Origin of the sequence: Streptomyces argenteolus, from assembly GCF_042902585.1 — a bacterium.
GTDB lineage: Bacteria > Actinomycetota > Actinomycetes > Streptomycetales > Streptomycetaceae > Streptomyces > Streptomyces argenteolus.
Map to the genome: position 1 here is coordinate 1,053,382 of NZ_JBIBEG010000001.1, position 15,197 is coordinate 1,068,578.

Consider the following 15,197-nt stretch of genomic DNA (forward strand, 5'->3'; position numbering starts at 1 on the left):
CTCACTCATTCGACCGTCACGGACTTCGCCAGATTGCGCGGCTGGTCCACCTCGTTGCCCCGGGCGGTCGCCAGCTCGCAGGCGAACACCTGCAACGGAACCGTGGCGACCAGTGGCTGGAGAAGCGTAGGCGTAGCCGGGATCCGGATGAGGTGGTCGGCGTAGGGCACGACCTCCTCGTCGCCCTCCTCCGCGATGACGACGGTACGGGCCCCACGGGCCCTGATCTCCTGGATGTTGGAGACGATCTTGTCGTGCAGCACCGAACGGCCGCGCGGCGACGGCACGATGACGACGACCGGCAGCCCTTCGTCGATGAGCGCGATGGGGCCGTGCTTGAGCTCCCCCGCGGCGAAGCCCTCCGCGTGCATGTAGGCGAGCTCCTTGAGCTTCAGGGCGCCTTCCAGGGCCACCGGGTAGCCCACGTGCCGGCCCACGAAGAGCACGGTGTTGTGGGAGGAGAGCGAGCGGGCCAGTTCGCGTACGGGCTCCATGGTGCCCAGCACCCGGTCGACCGCGCCGGACATCTCGGAGAGCTGGCGGACGACGGTGCGGATCTCGTCGCCCCACTTGGTGCCCCGCACCTGGCCCAGATACAGCGCGACGAGGTAACAGGCGACCAGCTGGGTCAGGAAGGCCTTGGTGGAGGCGACGGCGACCTCAGGTCCGGCGTGGGTGTAGAGGACGGCGTCGGACTCCCTGGGGATGGTCGAGCCGTTCGTGTTGCAGATGGCGAGGACCTTCGCGCCCTGCTCGCGGGCGTGCCGGACCGCCATGAGGGTGTCCATGGTCTCGCCGGACTGCGAGATGGCGACGACGAGGGTGCGCTGGTCCAGAATCGGGTCCCGGTAGCGGAATTCGCTGGCCAGCTCCGTCTCGCAGGGCAGCCTGGTCCAGTGCTCGATGGCGTACTTGGCGATCATCCCCGCGTGGTAGGCGGTTCCGCAGGCGACGACGACGACCTTGTCGACCTCCCGCAGCACTTCCGGCGCGATGCGCACCTCGTCGAGGTGGAGCAGGCCCGTGCCGTCGACGCGGCCGAGGAGGGTGTCGGCGACGGCCTTGGGCTGGTCGGCGATCTCCTTGAGCATGAAGGAGGCGTAACCGCCCTTCTCGGCGGCCGACGCGTCCCAGTCCACGTGGTACTCGCGTACGTCGGCGGGCAGGCCGTCGAAGCCGGTGACCGTGAACCCGTCCCGGCGCAGCTCGACCACCTGGTCCTGGCCGAGTTCGATCGCGGACCGGGTGTGGGCGATGAACGCGGCGACGTCGGAGGCGAGGAACACCTCGCCCTCGCCGACACCCACCACGAGCGGGGAGTTCCGCCGGGCGCCGACGACGGCGTCGGGTTCGTCCGCGTGCACGGCCACCAGGGTGAAGGCACCCTCCAGCCGACGGCAGACCTGCCGCATGGCCTCCGCCAGGTCACCGCCCGAGGAGTAGGCCTCGGCCAGCAGGTGGGCGACCACCTCGGTGTCGGTCTCGGAGGCGAGGTCGTGGCCGCGTCCGGCCAGTTCCTCGCGCAGGGCCGCGAAGTTCTCGATGATCCCGTTGTGCACGACGGCGACCCGGCCCGCGTTGTCCAGATGCGGGTGGGCGTTGGCATCGGTGGGCCCGCCGTGCGTGGCCCAACGGGTGTGCCCGATGCCGGTGTTCCCGGCCGGAAGCGGCCGGTCCTTGAGTTCCTTCTCCAGATTGAGGAGCTTCCCGGCCTTCTTCGCCGCGGCCATGCCGCCGTCCGCGAGGATGGCGACCCCCGCGGAGTCGTACCCCCTGTACTCCAGCCGTTTCAGCCCCGCGACAACGACGTCCTGCGCCGACTGCGTCCCGACGTAACCCACGATTCCGCACATATCGGCACCATAAGGCCGCGCGGCGACCCAGGACAGCAGAGCCGGTCCCCGGACGGTCGATGTTGGCGGAACACCGCCCGGCGGCCTCCGGGGGCCGAGGGTACGGCGGGCCCCCGGAGGCCGCCGGGCGCCGGGGCGGTCCGGACGGCGGCACTACGCTCCCGTCATGACGACACCCGGCTGCTACACCTGCGCCATGGAAGCGGACTTCGACGCGCTGCCGCCCCGCGAGCGCGTCGCGTACGACCGCCACTGGCGGGTGGCCCACGCGACGGGGACCTCGCTGCCTGGCTGGCTGGTGCTGCTGCCCCGGCGCCATGTCACGGCCGTGCACGACCTCACCGACGCCGAGGCCGCAGGGCTGGGGAGCTGGCAGGTCGCTCTCTCCAGGGCGCTGCGCGCGGTGACGGGGTGCGAGAAGACGTACGTCGTCCAGTTCGCCGAGGCCGAGGGCTTCGCCCATGTGCACTTCCACGTCGTGCCGCGCGACGTGGACCTGCCGCCGCGGTACCGGGGGCCGGGCGTCTTCGGGCTGCTGCGGCCCCCGGAGGGGCGGCAGGTGACGTCCGGGGAGGCGGACCGCATCGCCCACGCGCTCCGGGCGGAGCTCCACGGCGCGTAGGAGGGCCTCGCTCCGGCCGGGGACGGAGGGCGGGGCGGCAGGCCCCCGGCCATTGCGCCGCGCCTCCGGATCCGGGCCGGGGTGCGGCCACGTGACCGACCCCACCCCCCACTCCGGCGGAACTCCCGCGACAATGAGTACGTGATCACTTCGCCCGCACGGAGCCCGCGCCGCACCGAGCACGCGCCGACGCCCTACGTCGACCTGACCCGGGCCGAGTGGAGCGCCCTGCGCGACAAGACGCCGCTGCCGCTGAGCGCCGAGGAGGTCGAGCGGCTCCGGGGACTCGGCGACGTGATCGACCTCGACGAGGTGCGGGACGTCTATCTGCCGCTGTCCCGCCTGCTCAACCTGTACGTCCAGGCCACCTCGGGCCTGCGCGGCGCCCTGAACACCTTCCTGGGCGACGCGGGCAACGGGCACGGGGAGCAGCGGGGCACCCCGTTCGTCATAGGGGTCGCGGGCAGTGTCGCCGTCGGCAAGTCGACCACCGCCCGCATCCTCCAGGCGCTGCTGGCGCGCTGGCCGGAGCACCCCCGGGTGGAGCTGGTCACCACCGACGGCTTCCTGCTGCCGATGAAGGAGCTCGAATCGCGCGGCCTGATGTCGCGCAAGGGCTTCCCCGAGTCGTACGACCGGCGGGCGCTGACCCGCTTCGTCGCCGACATCAAGGCGGGCAAGGACGAGGTGACGGCCCCCGTCTACTCGCACCTGATCTACGACATCGTGCCGGGCGAGCGGCTCACCGTACGCCGGCCGGACATCCTGATCGTCGAGGGCCTGAACGTGCTCCAGCCCGCGCTGCCCGGCAAGGACGGCCGGACCAGGGTCGGTCTGGCCGACTACTTCGACTTCAGCGTGTACGTCGACGCGCGCGCCGAGGACATCGAGAACTGGTACCTGCACCGCTTCCGCCGGCTGCGCGAGACCGCGTTCCAGAACCCGTTCTCGTACTTCCGCAAGTACACCCAGGTCTCCGAGGAGGAGGCCCTGGACTACGCCCGAACGATGTGGCGGACCATCAACAAGCCCAATCTGCTGGAGAACGTGGCACCGACACGCGGCCGTGCCACCCTGGTGCTGCGCAAAGGGCCGGACCACAAGGTCCAGCGCCTGTCGCTCCGCAAGCTCTGACTCCGAAAGGGTGCACCCGTGCTGCATCTGCGCCTCATCGTGCCGTCCGACCGCACCGAGGAGGTCGTGCGGCTGCTGGAGCGGACCGTCGGAACCACCCACGTGGCGGTCCTCGCGGGCGCCGCGAGGAGCCCGGCGGGCGACCTGGTCCTGTGCGACGTGGCACGGGAGGCGGGCGACGAACTCATCGGCGCGCTGCGGAAGAAGGGCATCGACGACTGCGGTTCCATCACGGCCGAGAACATCGACCTGACCCTGTCGAAGCACGCGGACGAGGCGGAGCGGGCGGCTCCGGGCGAGGGCGCCGACGCGGTCCTCTGGGAAGAGCTGAGCGAGGTGACCCACGAGGAGTCCACCTTCAGCGCCACCTATGTGGCCTTCCTGGCCGTCGCCACGATGCTCGCCGCCTGCGGCGTGATGCTGGACAACGCGATCCTGATCGTGGGCGCGATGGCGGTGGGCCCGGAGTTCGGCCCGCTGGCCGGCATCTCGACGGCGCTGGTGCAGCGCGCCCCGAGGCTGGTGGCACGGTCCCTGTGGGCGCTGATCGGCGGCTTCGCGGCGGCGATGGTGCTGACGGCCGGCTTCTCCTGGCTGATGGACCTGTTCGGGCTGTTCGACGCCGAGATGGTGACGGCGGACCGGCCCAACACCGGTTTCATCTGGCACCCGGACTGGATGTCGTTCGTGGTGGCGCTGCTCGCGGGCATCGCGGGCACGCTCTCGCTGACCTCGGCGAAGTCCGGGGCGCTGATCGGCGTGGCCATCTCGGTGACCACGGTGCCGGCCGCCGCCAACGCCGCGGTCGCCTTCAGCTACCAGGACTTCCAGCAGACCTGGGGGTCCTCGGCACAGCTGCTGGCCAACCTGGGCGGCATCGTGGTGGCGGGGACCCTGACCCTGCTGCTCCAGAGGGTGTTGTGGGCGGCGCAGCGCCGGAGGGCCCCGGCCGGGCGGCCGGGGCCCTCCGCGGGCTGAGGAGGCGTCAGCCGAGGGCGGACTTCACGACGTCGGCCAGCTGACCGGCCACCGCGCGGGCCTGCTCGATGTCCGCGGCCTCGACCATGACCCGTACGAGCGGCTCCGTGCCCGACTTGCGCAGCAGGACGCGCCCGGTGTCGCCCAGCTCGCGCTCCGCCTCGGCCACCGCCGCGGCCAGCTCGGGCGAGGTGTCCACACGGGACTTGTCGACGTCCGGCACGTTGACGAGGACCTGCGGGAGGCGCTGCATCACGCCCGCGAGGTCGGCGAGCGTGCGGCCGGTCGCGGCGATCCGCGCCGCGAGCATCAGCCCGGTGAGGGTGCCGTCACCCGTCGTGGCGTGGTCGAGGACGATGACGTGGCCGGACTGCTCGCCGCCGAGCGCGAAGCCCTCCGCCTTCATCGACTCCAGGACGTAACGGTCGCCGACGGCGGTCTGGACGAGCTGGATGCCCTCCCGCTCCATCGCCGTCTTGAAGCCGAGGTTCGACATGACCGTGCCGACGACGGTGTTCTTGCGCAGCTGTCCGGCCTCGCGCATGGCGAGGGCGAGGACGGCGAGGATCTGGTCCCCGTCGACCTCCTCGCCGCTCGCGTCGACGGCGAGGCAGCGGTCCGCGTCGCCGTCGTGCGCGATGCCGAGGTCGGCGCCGTGCTCGACGACGGCGGCCTTCAGCAGGTCCAGGTGGGTCGAGCCGCAGCCGTCGTTGATGTTGAGGCCGTCCGGCTCGGCGCCGATGGTGACGACCTCGGCCCCGGCCCGGGCGAACGCCTCGGGCGAGACTCGGGCGGCGGCGCCGTGCGCCTCGTCGAGGACGACCTTCAGGCCGTCGAGCCGGTTCGGCAGGACGGCGATGAGGTGCGCGACGTAGCGGTCGAAGCCCTCGGCGTAGTCGGTGACCCGGCCCACTCCGGCTCCGGTCGGACGGGCCCAGGGCTCGCCGGTGCGGTGCTGCTCGTAGACCGTCTCGATGCGGTCCTCCAGCTCGTCGGCGAGCTTGTGGCCGCCACGGGCGAAGAACTTGATGCCGTTGTCCGGCATGGCGTTGTGGCTGGCCGAGAGCATGACACCGATGTCCGCGCCGAGCGCACCGGTGAGATACGCCACGGCCGGGGTCGGCAGCACGCCGACGCGCAGGACGTCCACCCCGGCACTGGCCAGACCGGCCACGACGGCGGCCTCCAGGAACTCTCCGGACGCGCGGGGGTCACGGCCCACCAGAGCGGTCGGCCGGTGCCCCTCGAAGGTGCCCGCCTCGGCGAGTACGTGCGCCGCCGCGACCGAGAGCCCGAGCGCGAGCTCGGCTGTCAGGTCCGCGTTGGCGACGCCTCGCACGCCGTCCGTGCCGAAGAGTCGTCCCACTGGTGTCCTCCGAAAGTGCTCCGAAACCGCAAAACCAAAGTAATCAAAACAGGGCAAAGCAAGGCAAGGCGCAGTAAAGAGGCGCGGCGATGCCGTCAGCCCTATAAGCATGCAAACGTCTTAAGCCGTTATACGCCCGGAGGGGCTGATAAACGAACGCCCCAGCAGCACGAGGTGTGCCGCCGGGGCGAACGTGTAATGCGGACGAGCAGGCGATTTAGCGCTTGCTGTACTGCGGGGCCTTACGGGCCTTCTTGAGACCGGCCTTCTTGCGCTCGACCGCACGGTCGTCGCGGGAGAGGAAGCCGGCCTTCTTCAGCGTGGCGCGGTTGTTGTCCACGTCCGCCTCGTTCAGCGCGCGGGCCACGCCGAGGCGCAGGGCACCGGCCTGACCGGAGACGCCGCCACCCGAGATGCGGGCGATGACGTCGTAACGGCCGTCGAGCTCGAGCACCTTGAAGGGCTCGTTGACTTCCTGCTGGTGCACCTTGTTGGGGAAGTAGTCCTCAAGGGTGCGACCGTTGATCTTCCACTTGCCGGTGCCCGGGACGATCCGGACGCGGGCGATGGCGTTCTTGCGACGGCCAAGGCCGGCCGCGGGCTGCGGGTCGCCGAAGCGGCCGGCGAGTGACTCGGAGGTGTACTCACCCTCGACGGGGACCTCCGACTCGAAGGTGGTCACCTCGGCGAAGGTCTCTTCGCCCTCGGTGCCCGCCGCGTCGTCAGCGGTTGTCTCAACAGTGGTCTCGGCCACGATTCTCCTCAGATCTTTCTTTACGTCTTAGGGGGGAGGCCGGAACTACTGCGCGACCTGGGTGATCTCGAACGGGACCGGCTGCTGCGCAGCGTGCGGGTGCTGGTCGCCCGCGTAGACCTTCAGCTTCGAGAGCATCTGACGACCCAGGGTGTTCTTGGGGATCATGCCCTTGATGGCCTTCTCGACAGCCTTCTCGGGGTTCTTCGAGAGCAGCTCGTCGTAACGAACCGAACGGAGACCGCCCGGGAAGCCCGAGTGGCGGTACGCCATCTTCTGGGTCTTCTTGTTGCCGGAGAGGTGGACCTTCTCGGCGTTGATGATGATGACGAAGTCGCCCATGTCCATGTGGGGGGCGTAGATCGCCTTGTGCTTGCCTCGGAGGAGGTTCGCGGCCGTGGTGGCCAGACGGCCCAGGACGATGTCCTCGGCGTCGATGATGTGCCACTGGCGAGTGACATCGCCGGGCTTAGGGCTGTACGTACGCACTTCGTAGCCTTCGCTTCTTCAGTGGATGAGGTCCAGACACATGGCACCCCTGAAGCGATCATGCAGCTGGGGCCCACAGTGCCGGGAACGACGCCCGTATGCGAGCCACTGGTAACTGCTCCAGAGAACCTACGTACGGGCTCTTCGCGTGAGAACGAGAGGCCGATACGTATGACAACCCCCGACAGTACCCGCCCCGCCCGGGGCGGGTCAAAACGCCCCTACCTCACCGTTCCCGCTCCACCCTGCGCTCGTCCCACACCGGATGCGCCGACTCCCGCACCACCCCGTCCGAGCCGAAGACCAGATACCGGTCGAAGGACTTCGCGAACCAGCGGTCGTGGGTGACGGCCATCACCGTGCCGTCGTACACCTCCAGCCCGTCCTGGAGCGCCTCGGCCGACTCCAGGTCCAGGTTGTCCGTCGGCTCGTCCAGCAGCAGGGCCGTCGTACCGGACAGCTCCAGGAGCAGGATCTGGAACCGTGCCTGCTGCCCGCCGGACAGCCTCTCGAAGGCCTGGTCGCCCTGGCGCTCCAGCTCGTACCGCCGCAGCACCCCCATCGCGCCGCCCCGGTCCTTGGCGTGCTCGGTCCAGAGGATCTCCACCAGCGTCTTGCCGAGCAGCTCCGGATGGGCGTGGGTCTGGGCGAAGTGACCGGGGACGACCCGCGCCCCCAGCTTCCACTCCCCCGTGTGCGCCACCGGCTCCCCCGCCAGCAGCCGCAGGAAGTGCGACTTCCCCGACCCGTTGGAGCCGAGCACCGCGACCCGCTCCCCGTAGTAGATCTCCAGGTCGAACGGCTTCATGAGCCCCGTCAGCTCCAGCCCCGTGCAGGTCACCGCGCGCACCCCGGTCCGCCCGCCGCGCAGCCGCATCCTGATCTCCTGCTCGCGGGGCGGCTCGGGCGGCGGGCCCGCGTCCTCGAACTTCTTGAAGCGTGTCTGCATCGCGTGGTACCGGTTCGCCATGTCCGGGCTGTTCGCCGCCTGCTGCCGCATCCGCAGGACCAGCGCCTTCAGCCGCGCGTGCTCCTCCTCCCAGCGCCGCAGGAGCTCCTCGAAGCGGGCGAAGCGCTCCTTGCGGGCCTCGTGGTACGTCGCGAACCCGCCGCCGTGCACCCAGACGTCCGAGCCGGCCGGGCTGGGCTCCACGCTCACGATCTTCTCGGCGGCCCGCGAGAGCAGCTCGCGGTCGTGGGAGACGAAGAGCACCGTCTTACGGGTCTCCTTGAGCTTCTCCTCCAGCCAGCGCTTACCGGGGACGTCCAGGTAGTTGTCCGGCTCGTCCAGGAGCAGCACCTCGTCCGGGCCCCGCAGCAGCGCCTCCAGGACGAGGCGCTTCTGCTCGCCCCCGCTCAGGGTCCGCACCTCACGCCACTGCGCCTTCTCGTACGGGACGCCGAGCGCGGCCGTGGTGCACATGTCCCACACCGTCTCGGCCTCGTACCCCCGCACCTCCGCCCAGTCGCTCAGTGCCTGCGCGTAGGCCATCTGCGCGGCCTCGTCGTCCACGGTGAGGATGCGCTCCTCGGCCGCGTCGACGGCCAGGGCGGCGTCCCGGATGCGCGGCTGCGCCACGGAGACCAGCAGGTCACGCACGGTGCGCTCGTCCCGTACGGAACCCACGAACTGGCCCATCACCCCGAGCCCGCCGCTCACCGAGACCGAGCCGCCGTGCGGCTGGAGCTCCCCGGACAGCAGCTTCAGGAGCGTCGTCTTCCCCGCCCCGTTCGCCCCGACGAGGGCGACGACCGCGCCGTCCGCCACCCGGAACGAGGCGTCGTTGAGCAGCACCCGCCCGTCCGGTAGGTAGTACTCCAGGTGGCCTGCTTCGAGATGTCCCATGACAGCATTGTCACGGCCCGCGAACCCCTGGCCCAACCGGTTTCCCGAGGCTCTAGGATTCGCCGCATGAGCTTTGGGCAAGGGGGGCCCTCCTGGGGGCCGGGAGAGAGCCGGACTCCGGACTGGGCGGCGCTGGCCGAGGCGTCCGCCGCCCGCAGCAGGCGCAGGAAGTGGCTGCTGATCGGCGGGGGCGCGCTGGCCACCGCGGCCGTCGCCGCGATCGTCGCCACCGCCGTCATCACGACCGACGGCGGCGGCACCTCCGGGTCGGACAGGAACGCCGGTGACCTGCCCTCGCCCGCGGACCTGCCCTCGGAGAGCTCCGCACCCCAGCCGTCCTTCTCCTCGGTCGCACCGCCGCCCCCGCCGGACCCCAAGGACTACATAGCCGACGAGAAGAAGGACGCGGCCCCGGTCACGGTCGACGCCTTCTTCCCCGGCAGGAAGCTCACCATGGGCGACCGCGTCTACGCCAAGGGCGCCACCGCCCGGACGGCGGACTGCGCCACGACCACCCAGGGCGCCCTCGGCTCGATCCTCACCGGCAACGGCTGCGACCAGGTCATCCGGGCCACGTACAGCAAGGGCGGCGTCGCGGTGACCGTCGGGGTCGCCGTCTTCGGTACCGAGGCCGAGGCCAGGAAGGCCGCCCAGCAGGCCTCCGGCGGTATCGCCTCCCTCAGCGGCTCGGGAGTCCCCACCTTCTGCCGCGGCGGCTCGATCTGCCGTCGCACCGCCAACTCCTACGGCCGCTACGCCTACTTCACCGTCGGCGGCTTCACCAGCGGGAAGAACGTCACCACGGCGGCCAAGGACGTGTACGCGGTCGGCGACGACCTGACCGACTTCACCTTCCGGCAGATCCGCCACCGCGGCGAGGTCCAGGCCTCGGCCGCCGCAGCCGCTCCCGCCACCTGATCCCCCGGCGCCCGACCCCGGCACCTCGTCCCCAGGCACCAGCCCTCCCCCTCCCCTCGACCGAGGACCCGCCGCCGTGCGTCTGACCGCCCTCTTCACCATCCCGCGCGTCCTGCGCCACAGCGACGCGATAGGCGCCGACCTCCCGCCGGACGACGCCGTGGTCCTCGACGCACCCGACTCCACGCTGCGGGCGGCGCTCGCCGCCGCGACCGCCGGTGACCACGGCCCGGCCGCCGAACTGCTCGCGGGCACCCGCCGGCACGCCCAGTGGGAGCGCCGGGACACCTGCGTCTCCCGCCTCGCACGGGCCTCGCTGCACCACCCCGGCTGGCTGGACAGCTGGCTGGAGGAGTCCCCGCAGGACCCCGACGCCGTACTGGTCAAGGCCGACCAGTACGTCAACCAGGCCTGGCAGATCCGCACGGGCGCCCGGGCCAAGCACGTGGAGGCCGACCAGTTCCGGGCGTTCCACGCGGTGCTGCGGGACGCGGTGCCGGTGATCTCCGCCGCCGCCGAGCTCAACCCCGACGACCCGGTGCCCTGGCGCATCGCGCTGACCCAGGCCCGGGGCATCCAGGCACCGCGCGAGGTCTTCGACACCTACCTGGCCGAGGCGAACGCCCGCGATCCGCACCACGAGGGCTGCCACGTCCAGGCGCTCCAGTACCTCTGCGCCAAGTGGTACGGCTCGCACGAGGAGATGTTCGCCTTCGCCGAGCGGGCGGCCGGCCAGGCGCCCCCCGGCTCCCGGCTGCACGCGCTGCCGCTCCAGGCCGTCGTGGAATACCTGATCGCCGACGAGGAGACGCCCGACCCCGACCCGTACACCCCGCGCGCCGAGGCGGCGGTGACGCGCGCGCAGGCGCTCTCCGACAGCTACGCGCCGGGAGACAGGGAGGCCGCGGGCTTCCGCAACCACCTGGCTCTCGTCCTGTGGTCGATGAGCCGCTACGAGGAGGCCCTCACCGCCTTCCGCGGCATCGGGGTGCACGCCACCACGTTCCCGTGGACCTACTTCGGCGACCCCCGCGAGGAGTTCCTGGAGGCCCGCTCCGACACCCGCGTCGAGCTGGCGATGCGGATCCCCTTCTTCCGCGCCTCCCCCACGGCGCCGGCCACCGGCGCACCCGACTGGGAGCGTGAGCTGGCGCCTCGGTCGCTCGCCATCGCCTCCACCGGCCCCACCGAGGTCGCCCAGGCGGCTCTGATCTGCGGCCACAGCCTGCGGACGGCCCCCGCGGGGAGCGCTCACACGTACGTCGAGATCGTCCCGGACCCGGTGCGCGGCAAGCGCGCGGCCCTGCTCCCCGAGGACCCGCTCACCTCGGCGGCCGACAACTTCACCACGGCCGAGGACTGGCCCGCCCTGGTCCTGCACCGCACCCCCGAGCGCAGCAGCTTCACCCTCATGCACCGGGGCAGGAAGGTGGCGGACCACACCTGGGAGACCGCCGCCCCCGCGACCGACCACGCCGAGGCGACCGCGACGGCGGGGGCGCTCGCCCGGGTGTACGGCCTCACCGACCCCCGCCCCCTGGCCCACCTCCTGCGGGCCACCGGCGACCCGGCACGCCACCAGGGCGAGCTCGTCGCCGCTCTGGGCCTCCCGCCGCTCCCCGAGGGATACGGCGGGGAGCAGGAGATCCTCGCCGGGCTGCCGGGCGCCCAGGTCCTGGCCCGACGCGGATTCCTCGCGGGCATGCGGGACACCATGACCACCAAGGACGGCGTCCACCCGGAGACCCCGCCCCCGGACGAACCGCACCCGGCCCGCTGGTGGCTGCTGCGCACGGCGGCGCTGCTGCTCTTCACCGCGGCGGCGGTCTACGCCTGGTGGACGCCCGACATCGGCTGGTTCCGCTCCACCGTGACCAGCACTGTGGCCCTGTACGTCGCGGGCAAGCTGATCCGCGCCCTGCGCCGCCGGCCGGTCAGCAGCAGCCCGCCCCCGGAAGCGTCCTGACGTTCCGGGCCTCCTGGGCACGGGAGGCCAGCAACGCGTCGGCCGGGTAGGCCACTTCCTCCAGCGTCAGCCCGTGCGGACGCACCACGTGCACACCCGGGTCCCGCACCTTCGCCGCCAGCACCTCGGCGGGCCATGCGGCCGGCCGGCGCCCGTCCCCCACGAACAGCGCCGCCCCGATCAGCGCCCGCACCATGTTGTGGCAGAACGCGTCCGCCTGGACGGTCGCCGTGAGCACCCCGGACTCCGTGTCCCGCACCCAGTGCAGCTTCTGGAGCGTCCGGATGGTCGTGGCGCCCTCGCGCTTCTTGCAGTACGCCGCGAAGTCGTGCTCGCCGACCATCAGCGCGGCGGCCTCGTTCATCGCGTCCAGGTCCAGCGGCCGGTCGTGCCACAGCACATGGCCCCGCAGCAGCGGGTCCACGCCGCCGGGCCGGTCCCCCACCCGGTACGCGTACCGCCGCCACAGCGCGGAGAAGCGCGCGTTGAACCCCGCCGGGGCCTCGGCCGCCCGCCAGATCCGCACGTCCAGCGGCAGCCGGCCCGCCAGGCGCCGCAGCAGCTTCTCCTCGTGCTCGGCCCACACCTCGGCCGGCAGGTCGACGTGCGCCACCTGTCCGCGCGCGTGCACCCCTGCGTCCGTACGCCCGGCGACCGTCAGGTCGTAGGTCACCGCGGACCGCGTCACCGTGCGCAGCGCGTCCTCGATCTCACCCTGCACGGTGCGCCTGCTGGTCTGCTTCGCCCAGCCGGAGAAGTCCTTCCCGTCGTAGGAAAGGTCCAGTCGTACCCGTACAAAGCCGGGCTCTGCCTCGTCACTCACCCGCAGATCCTCTCAAAAGCGAACGGGCCCGCATCACCCCGAAGGGAGATGCGGGCCCGTGGCCGGGTCTCAGGACGCTCAGGCGTCCTTGGACTCCTCGGCGGCGGCGTCGGCCGGCTTGGCGTCCTCGACGGTCTCGGCCGGAGCCTCGTCCTTCTTGAGGGCGTCTTCCTTGACGGCGCGCTTCGTCGCGGCCTCGGCCTCACCGGTGGCCTGCTGGGCCACGGTCAGCGCCTCGACCAGCTCGATGACGGCCATCGGGGCGTTGTCGCCACGACGGTTGCCGATCTTGGTGATGCGGGTGTAACCACCGGGGCGGTTCTCGTACCGCGGGGCGATCTCGGTGAAGAGCGTGTGCACGATGCTCTTGTCCGTGATCGACTGCAGCACCAGGCGACGGTTGTGGATGTCGCCCTTCTTCGCCTTGGTGATGAAACGCTCCGCGACCGGACGCAGGCGGCGGGCCTTGGCCTCGGTCGTGGTGATGCGGCCGTGCTCGAACAGCGCCTTCGCGAGGTTGATGAGAAGAAGCTTCTCGTGCGCAGCGCTGCCGCCCAGACGGGCGCCCTTGGCGGGCTGAGGCATGGTGTTTCTCCTTGTGTGCTGCACCGGCCGTATCAGGTACCGGTGTCAGTTCCCGCGAGGCGGACGCCCCGCGGAAGTCTTCGTACGTCAACCGGACATCGGCAAGAATTCGAGCCGGTCCGACTCACCGGACATCAGCCGAATTCGAGCCTGTCCGGCGTTTGAGGACAAAGCCTCAGCCCCGGCACGGGGCACCCTCGGAACCGGGTGCCCCCGCCGGATGGCGATCAGTACTGCTCGGTCTCCACGAAACCGGCGTCCGCGTCGTCGTCGGCGCCGAAGGCGTCGGCGGCGGCGGTCGGGTCGAAGCCGGGAGGCGAGTCCTTCAGCGCGAGGCCCATACCGGCCAGCTTCGCCTTGACCTCGTCGATCGACTTCGCACCGAAGTTGCGGATGTCGAGCAGGTCCGCCTCGGAGCGGGCCACGAGCTCGCCCACCGAGTGGATGCCCTCACGCTTGAGGCAGTTGTACGAACGGACCGTGAGCTCGAGCTCCTCGATCGGCAGAGCCAGATCGGCGGCGAGCGCGGCGTCCGTCGGGGACGGGCCCATGTCGATGCCCTCGGCGTCGATGTTGAGCTCGCGCGCCAGACCGAACAGCTCGACCAGGGTCTTACCGGCCGACGCCATGGCGTCACGGGGACGCATGGCCTGCTTGGTCTCGACGTCGACGATCAGCTTGTCGAAGTCGGTGCGCTGCTCGACACGGGTCGCCTCGACCTTGTACGTGACCTTGAGCACCGGCGAGTAGATGGAGTCGACCGGGATACGGCCGATCTCCTGGCCCACCTGCTTGTTCTGGACGGCGGAGACGTAACCGCGACCGCGCTCGACGGTCAGCTCCATCTCCAGCTTGCCCTTGCCGTTCAGCGTGGCCAGGACCAGGTCCGGGTTGTGGACCTCGACACCGGCCGGCGGGGCGATGTCAGCAGCGGTGACCAGGCCGGGACCCTGCTTGCGCAGGTACATCACGACCGGCTCGTCGTGCTCCGAGGAGACGACCAGCTGCTTGATGTTGAGGATGAGGTCGGTCACGTCCTCCTTGACGCCCGGCACGGTGGTGAACTCGTGCAGGACACCGTCGATCCGGATGCTGGTGACAGCGGCACCGGGGATCGAGGAGAGGAGCGTGCGACGCAGGGAGTTGCCGAGGGTGTAACCGAAGCCCGGCTCCAGCGGCTCGATCACGAACCGGGAACGGAATTCGTCGACGACCTCTTCGGTCAGCGACGGACGCTGAGCGATAAGCATGCTGAGATCCTTCAGTCGTGGGCACCCGCTATTTGATGCCCGACAGATGAGACAAGGATACGGGCGGCACGCCCCCGAAGGGACATACCGCCCGCATCCGACGCTACTGCCGCACGGCCGTCACCGGCCGTGACGGATCAGACGCGGCGACGCTTCGGCGGACGGCAGCCGTTGTGCGGCGTCGGGGTGACGTCCTGGATCGAACCGACCTCGAGGCCCGTGGCCTGGAGGGAGCGGATCGCGGTCTCGCGGCCGGAGCCGGGACCCTTCACGAAGACGTCGACCTTGCGCATGCCGTGCTCCTGCGCGCGGCGGGCGGCCGACTCGGCGGCCATCTGCGCGGCGAAGGGGGTGGACTTGCGCGAGCCCTTGAAGCCGACGTGGCCGGCGGAGGCCCAGGAGATCACGTTGCCCGAGGGGTCCGTGATCGAGACGATCGTGTTGTTGAACGTGCTCTTGATGTGGGCGTGCCCGTGAGCGACGTTCTTCTTTTCCTTGCGACGCACCTTCTTGGCTGCGCCCTGACGACCCTTGGGGGGCATGTCTTGACTCCAGATGGAGAGGGGAGGTGATCGGTCCTACAGCGAAGACCGCTGGTTGCTGCGAACCCCCG

At 70.9% G+C, this 15,197-nt stretch carries 14 protein-coding genes; 5 read left to right on the plus strand and 9 right to left on the minus strand.

Annotated elements, in window-relative coordinates:
* Positions 1-5: 5 nt before the first annotated feature.
* Positions 6-1,853 carry a glutamine--fructose-6-phosphate transaminase (isomerizing) gene (glmS, locus tag ACFY8O_RS04650; RefSeq protein ID WP_387898804.1) on the minus strand — a complete coding sequence of 616 codons (1,848 nt, stop codon included), beginning with the start codon at positions 1,851-1,853 and terminating at the stop codon, positions 6-8.
* A gap of 166 nt (positions 1,854-2,019) precedes the next feature.
* Between glmS and ACFY8O_RS04655 the strand changes: the two genes are divergently transcribed.
* The 3 genes from ACFY8O_RS04655 to ACFY8O_RS04665 all read left to right on the plus strand — a co-directional run bounded on the left by ACFY8O_RS04655 (position 2,020) and on the right by ACFY8O_RS04665 (position 4,587).
* The gene (locus ACFY8O_RS04655) at positions 2,020-2,475 is read left to right on the plus strand and encodes an HIT family protein (RefSeq protein ID WP_387898807.1); all 456 of its coding nucleotides are present in this window, start codon (positions 2,020-2,022) and stop codon (positions 2,473-2,475) included.
* 141 nt (positions 2,476-2,616) lie between these two features.
* Complete coding sequence (gene coaA / locus ACFY8O_RS04660) at positions 2,617-3,609, plus strand: type I pantothenate kinase (protein ID WP_145804021.1); 993 nt, start codon at positions 2,617-2,619, stop codon at positions 3,607-3,609.
* Between the two features lie 18 nt (positions 3,610-3,627).
* Entirely contained in the window at positions 3,628-4,587 is a 960-nt protein-coding gene (locus tag ACFY8O_RS04665) for a DUF389 domain-containing protein (protein ID WP_145804023.1), read from the plus strand.
* 7 nt (positions 4,588-4,594) lie between these two features.
* On the opposite strand, the gene glmM is transcribed toward ACFY8O_RS04665, so the two are convergent.
* The 4 genes from glmM to ACFY8O_RS04685 all read right to left on the minus strand — a co-directional run bounded on the left by glmM (position 4,595) and on the right by ACFY8O_RS04685 (position 9,042).
* The gene (glmM, locus tag ACFY8O_RS04670) at positions 4,595-5,953 is read right to left on the minus strand and encodes a phosphoglucosamine mutase (RefSeq protein WP_387898811.1); all 1,359 of its coding nucleotides are present in this window, start codon (positions 5,951-5,953) and stop codon (positions 4,595-4,597) included.
* Positions 5,954-6,170: 217 nt separating this feature from the next.
* A complete protein-coding gene (gene rpsI, locus ACFY8O_RS04675; protein WP_033297615.1) occupies positions 6,171-6,707 on the minus strand; it encodes a 30S ribosomal protein S9 in 537 nt (178 codons plus the stop codon).
* Positions 6,708-6,752: 45 nt separating this feature from the next.
* The gene (gene rplM / locus ACFY8O_RS04680; protein WP_030914195.1) at positions 6,753-7,196 is read right to left on the minus strand and encodes a 50S ribosomal protein L13; all 444 of its coding nucleotides are present in this window, start codon (positions 7,194-7,196) and stop codon (positions 6,753-6,755) included.
* 226 nt (positions 7,197-7,422) lie between these two features.
* Positions 7,423-9,042: an ABC-F family ATP-binding cassette domain-containing protein gene (locus ACFY8O_RS04685; protein WP_145804027.1), complete on the minus strand. Its 1,620-nt coding sequence runs from the start codon at positions 9,040-9,042 to the stop codon at positions 7,423-7,425.
* Between the two features lie 66 nt (positions 9,043-9,108).
* Here ACFY8O_RS04685 and ACFY8O_RS04690 point away from each other — a divergent pair, with 66 nt between their 5' ends.
* Together ACFY8O_RS04690 and ACFY8O_RS04695 are read left to right on the plus strand one after the other, a co-directional pair.
* Positions 9,109-9,960 carry a hypothetical protein gene (locus tag ACFY8O_RS04690; protein WP_387898816.1) on the plus strand — a complete coding sequence of 284 codons (852 nt, stop codon included), beginning with the start codon at positions 9,109-9,111 and terminating at the stop codon, positions 9,958-9,960.
* Between the two features lie 76 nt (positions 9,961-10,036).
* The gene (locus ACFY8O_RS04695; protein ID WP_387898819.1) at positions 10,037-11,926 is read left to right on the plus strand and encodes a hypothetical protein; all 1,890 of its coding nucleotides are present in this window, start codon (positions 10,037-10,039) and stop codon (positions 11,924-11,926) included.
* On the opposite strand, the gene truA is transcribed toward ACFY8O_RS04695, so the two are convergent.
* The 4 genes from truA to rpsK all read right to left on the minus strand — a co-directional run bounded on the left by truA (position 11,895) and on the right by rpsK (position 15,126).
* A complete protein-coding gene (gene truA / locus ACFY8O_RS04700) occupies positions 11,895-12,749 on the minus strand; it encodes a tRNA pseudouridine(38-40) synthase TruA (protein WP_387898822.1) in 855 nt (284 codons plus the stop codon). The genes ACFY8O_RS04695 and truA overlap by 32 nt on opposite strands.
* A 78-nt stretch (positions 12,750-12,827) precedes the next feature.
* Positions 12,828-13,334 carry a 50S ribosomal protein L17 gene (rplQ, locus tag ACFY8O_RS04705; protein ID WP_387898825.1) on the minus strand — a complete coding sequence of 169 codons (507 nt, stop codon included), beginning with the start codon at positions 13,332-13,334 and terminating at the stop codon, positions 12,828-12,830.
* A gap of 227 nt (positions 13,335-13,561) precedes the next feature.
* Positions 13,562-14,584: a DNA-directed RNA polymerase subunit alpha gene (locus ACFY8O_RS04710; protein WP_003966937.1), complete on the minus strand. Its 1,023-nt coding sequence runs from the start codon at positions 14,582-14,584 to the stop codon at positions 13,562-13,564.
* Between the two features lie 137 nt (positions 14,585-14,721).
* Positions 14,722-15,126, minus strand: a complete 405-nt coding sequence (gene rpsK, locus ACFY8O_RS04715) for a 30S ribosomal protein S11 (protein WP_003956432.1) — start codon at positions 15,124-15,126, stop codon at positions 14,722-14,724.
* Between the last annotated feature and the right edge of the window lie 71 nt (positions 15,127-15,197).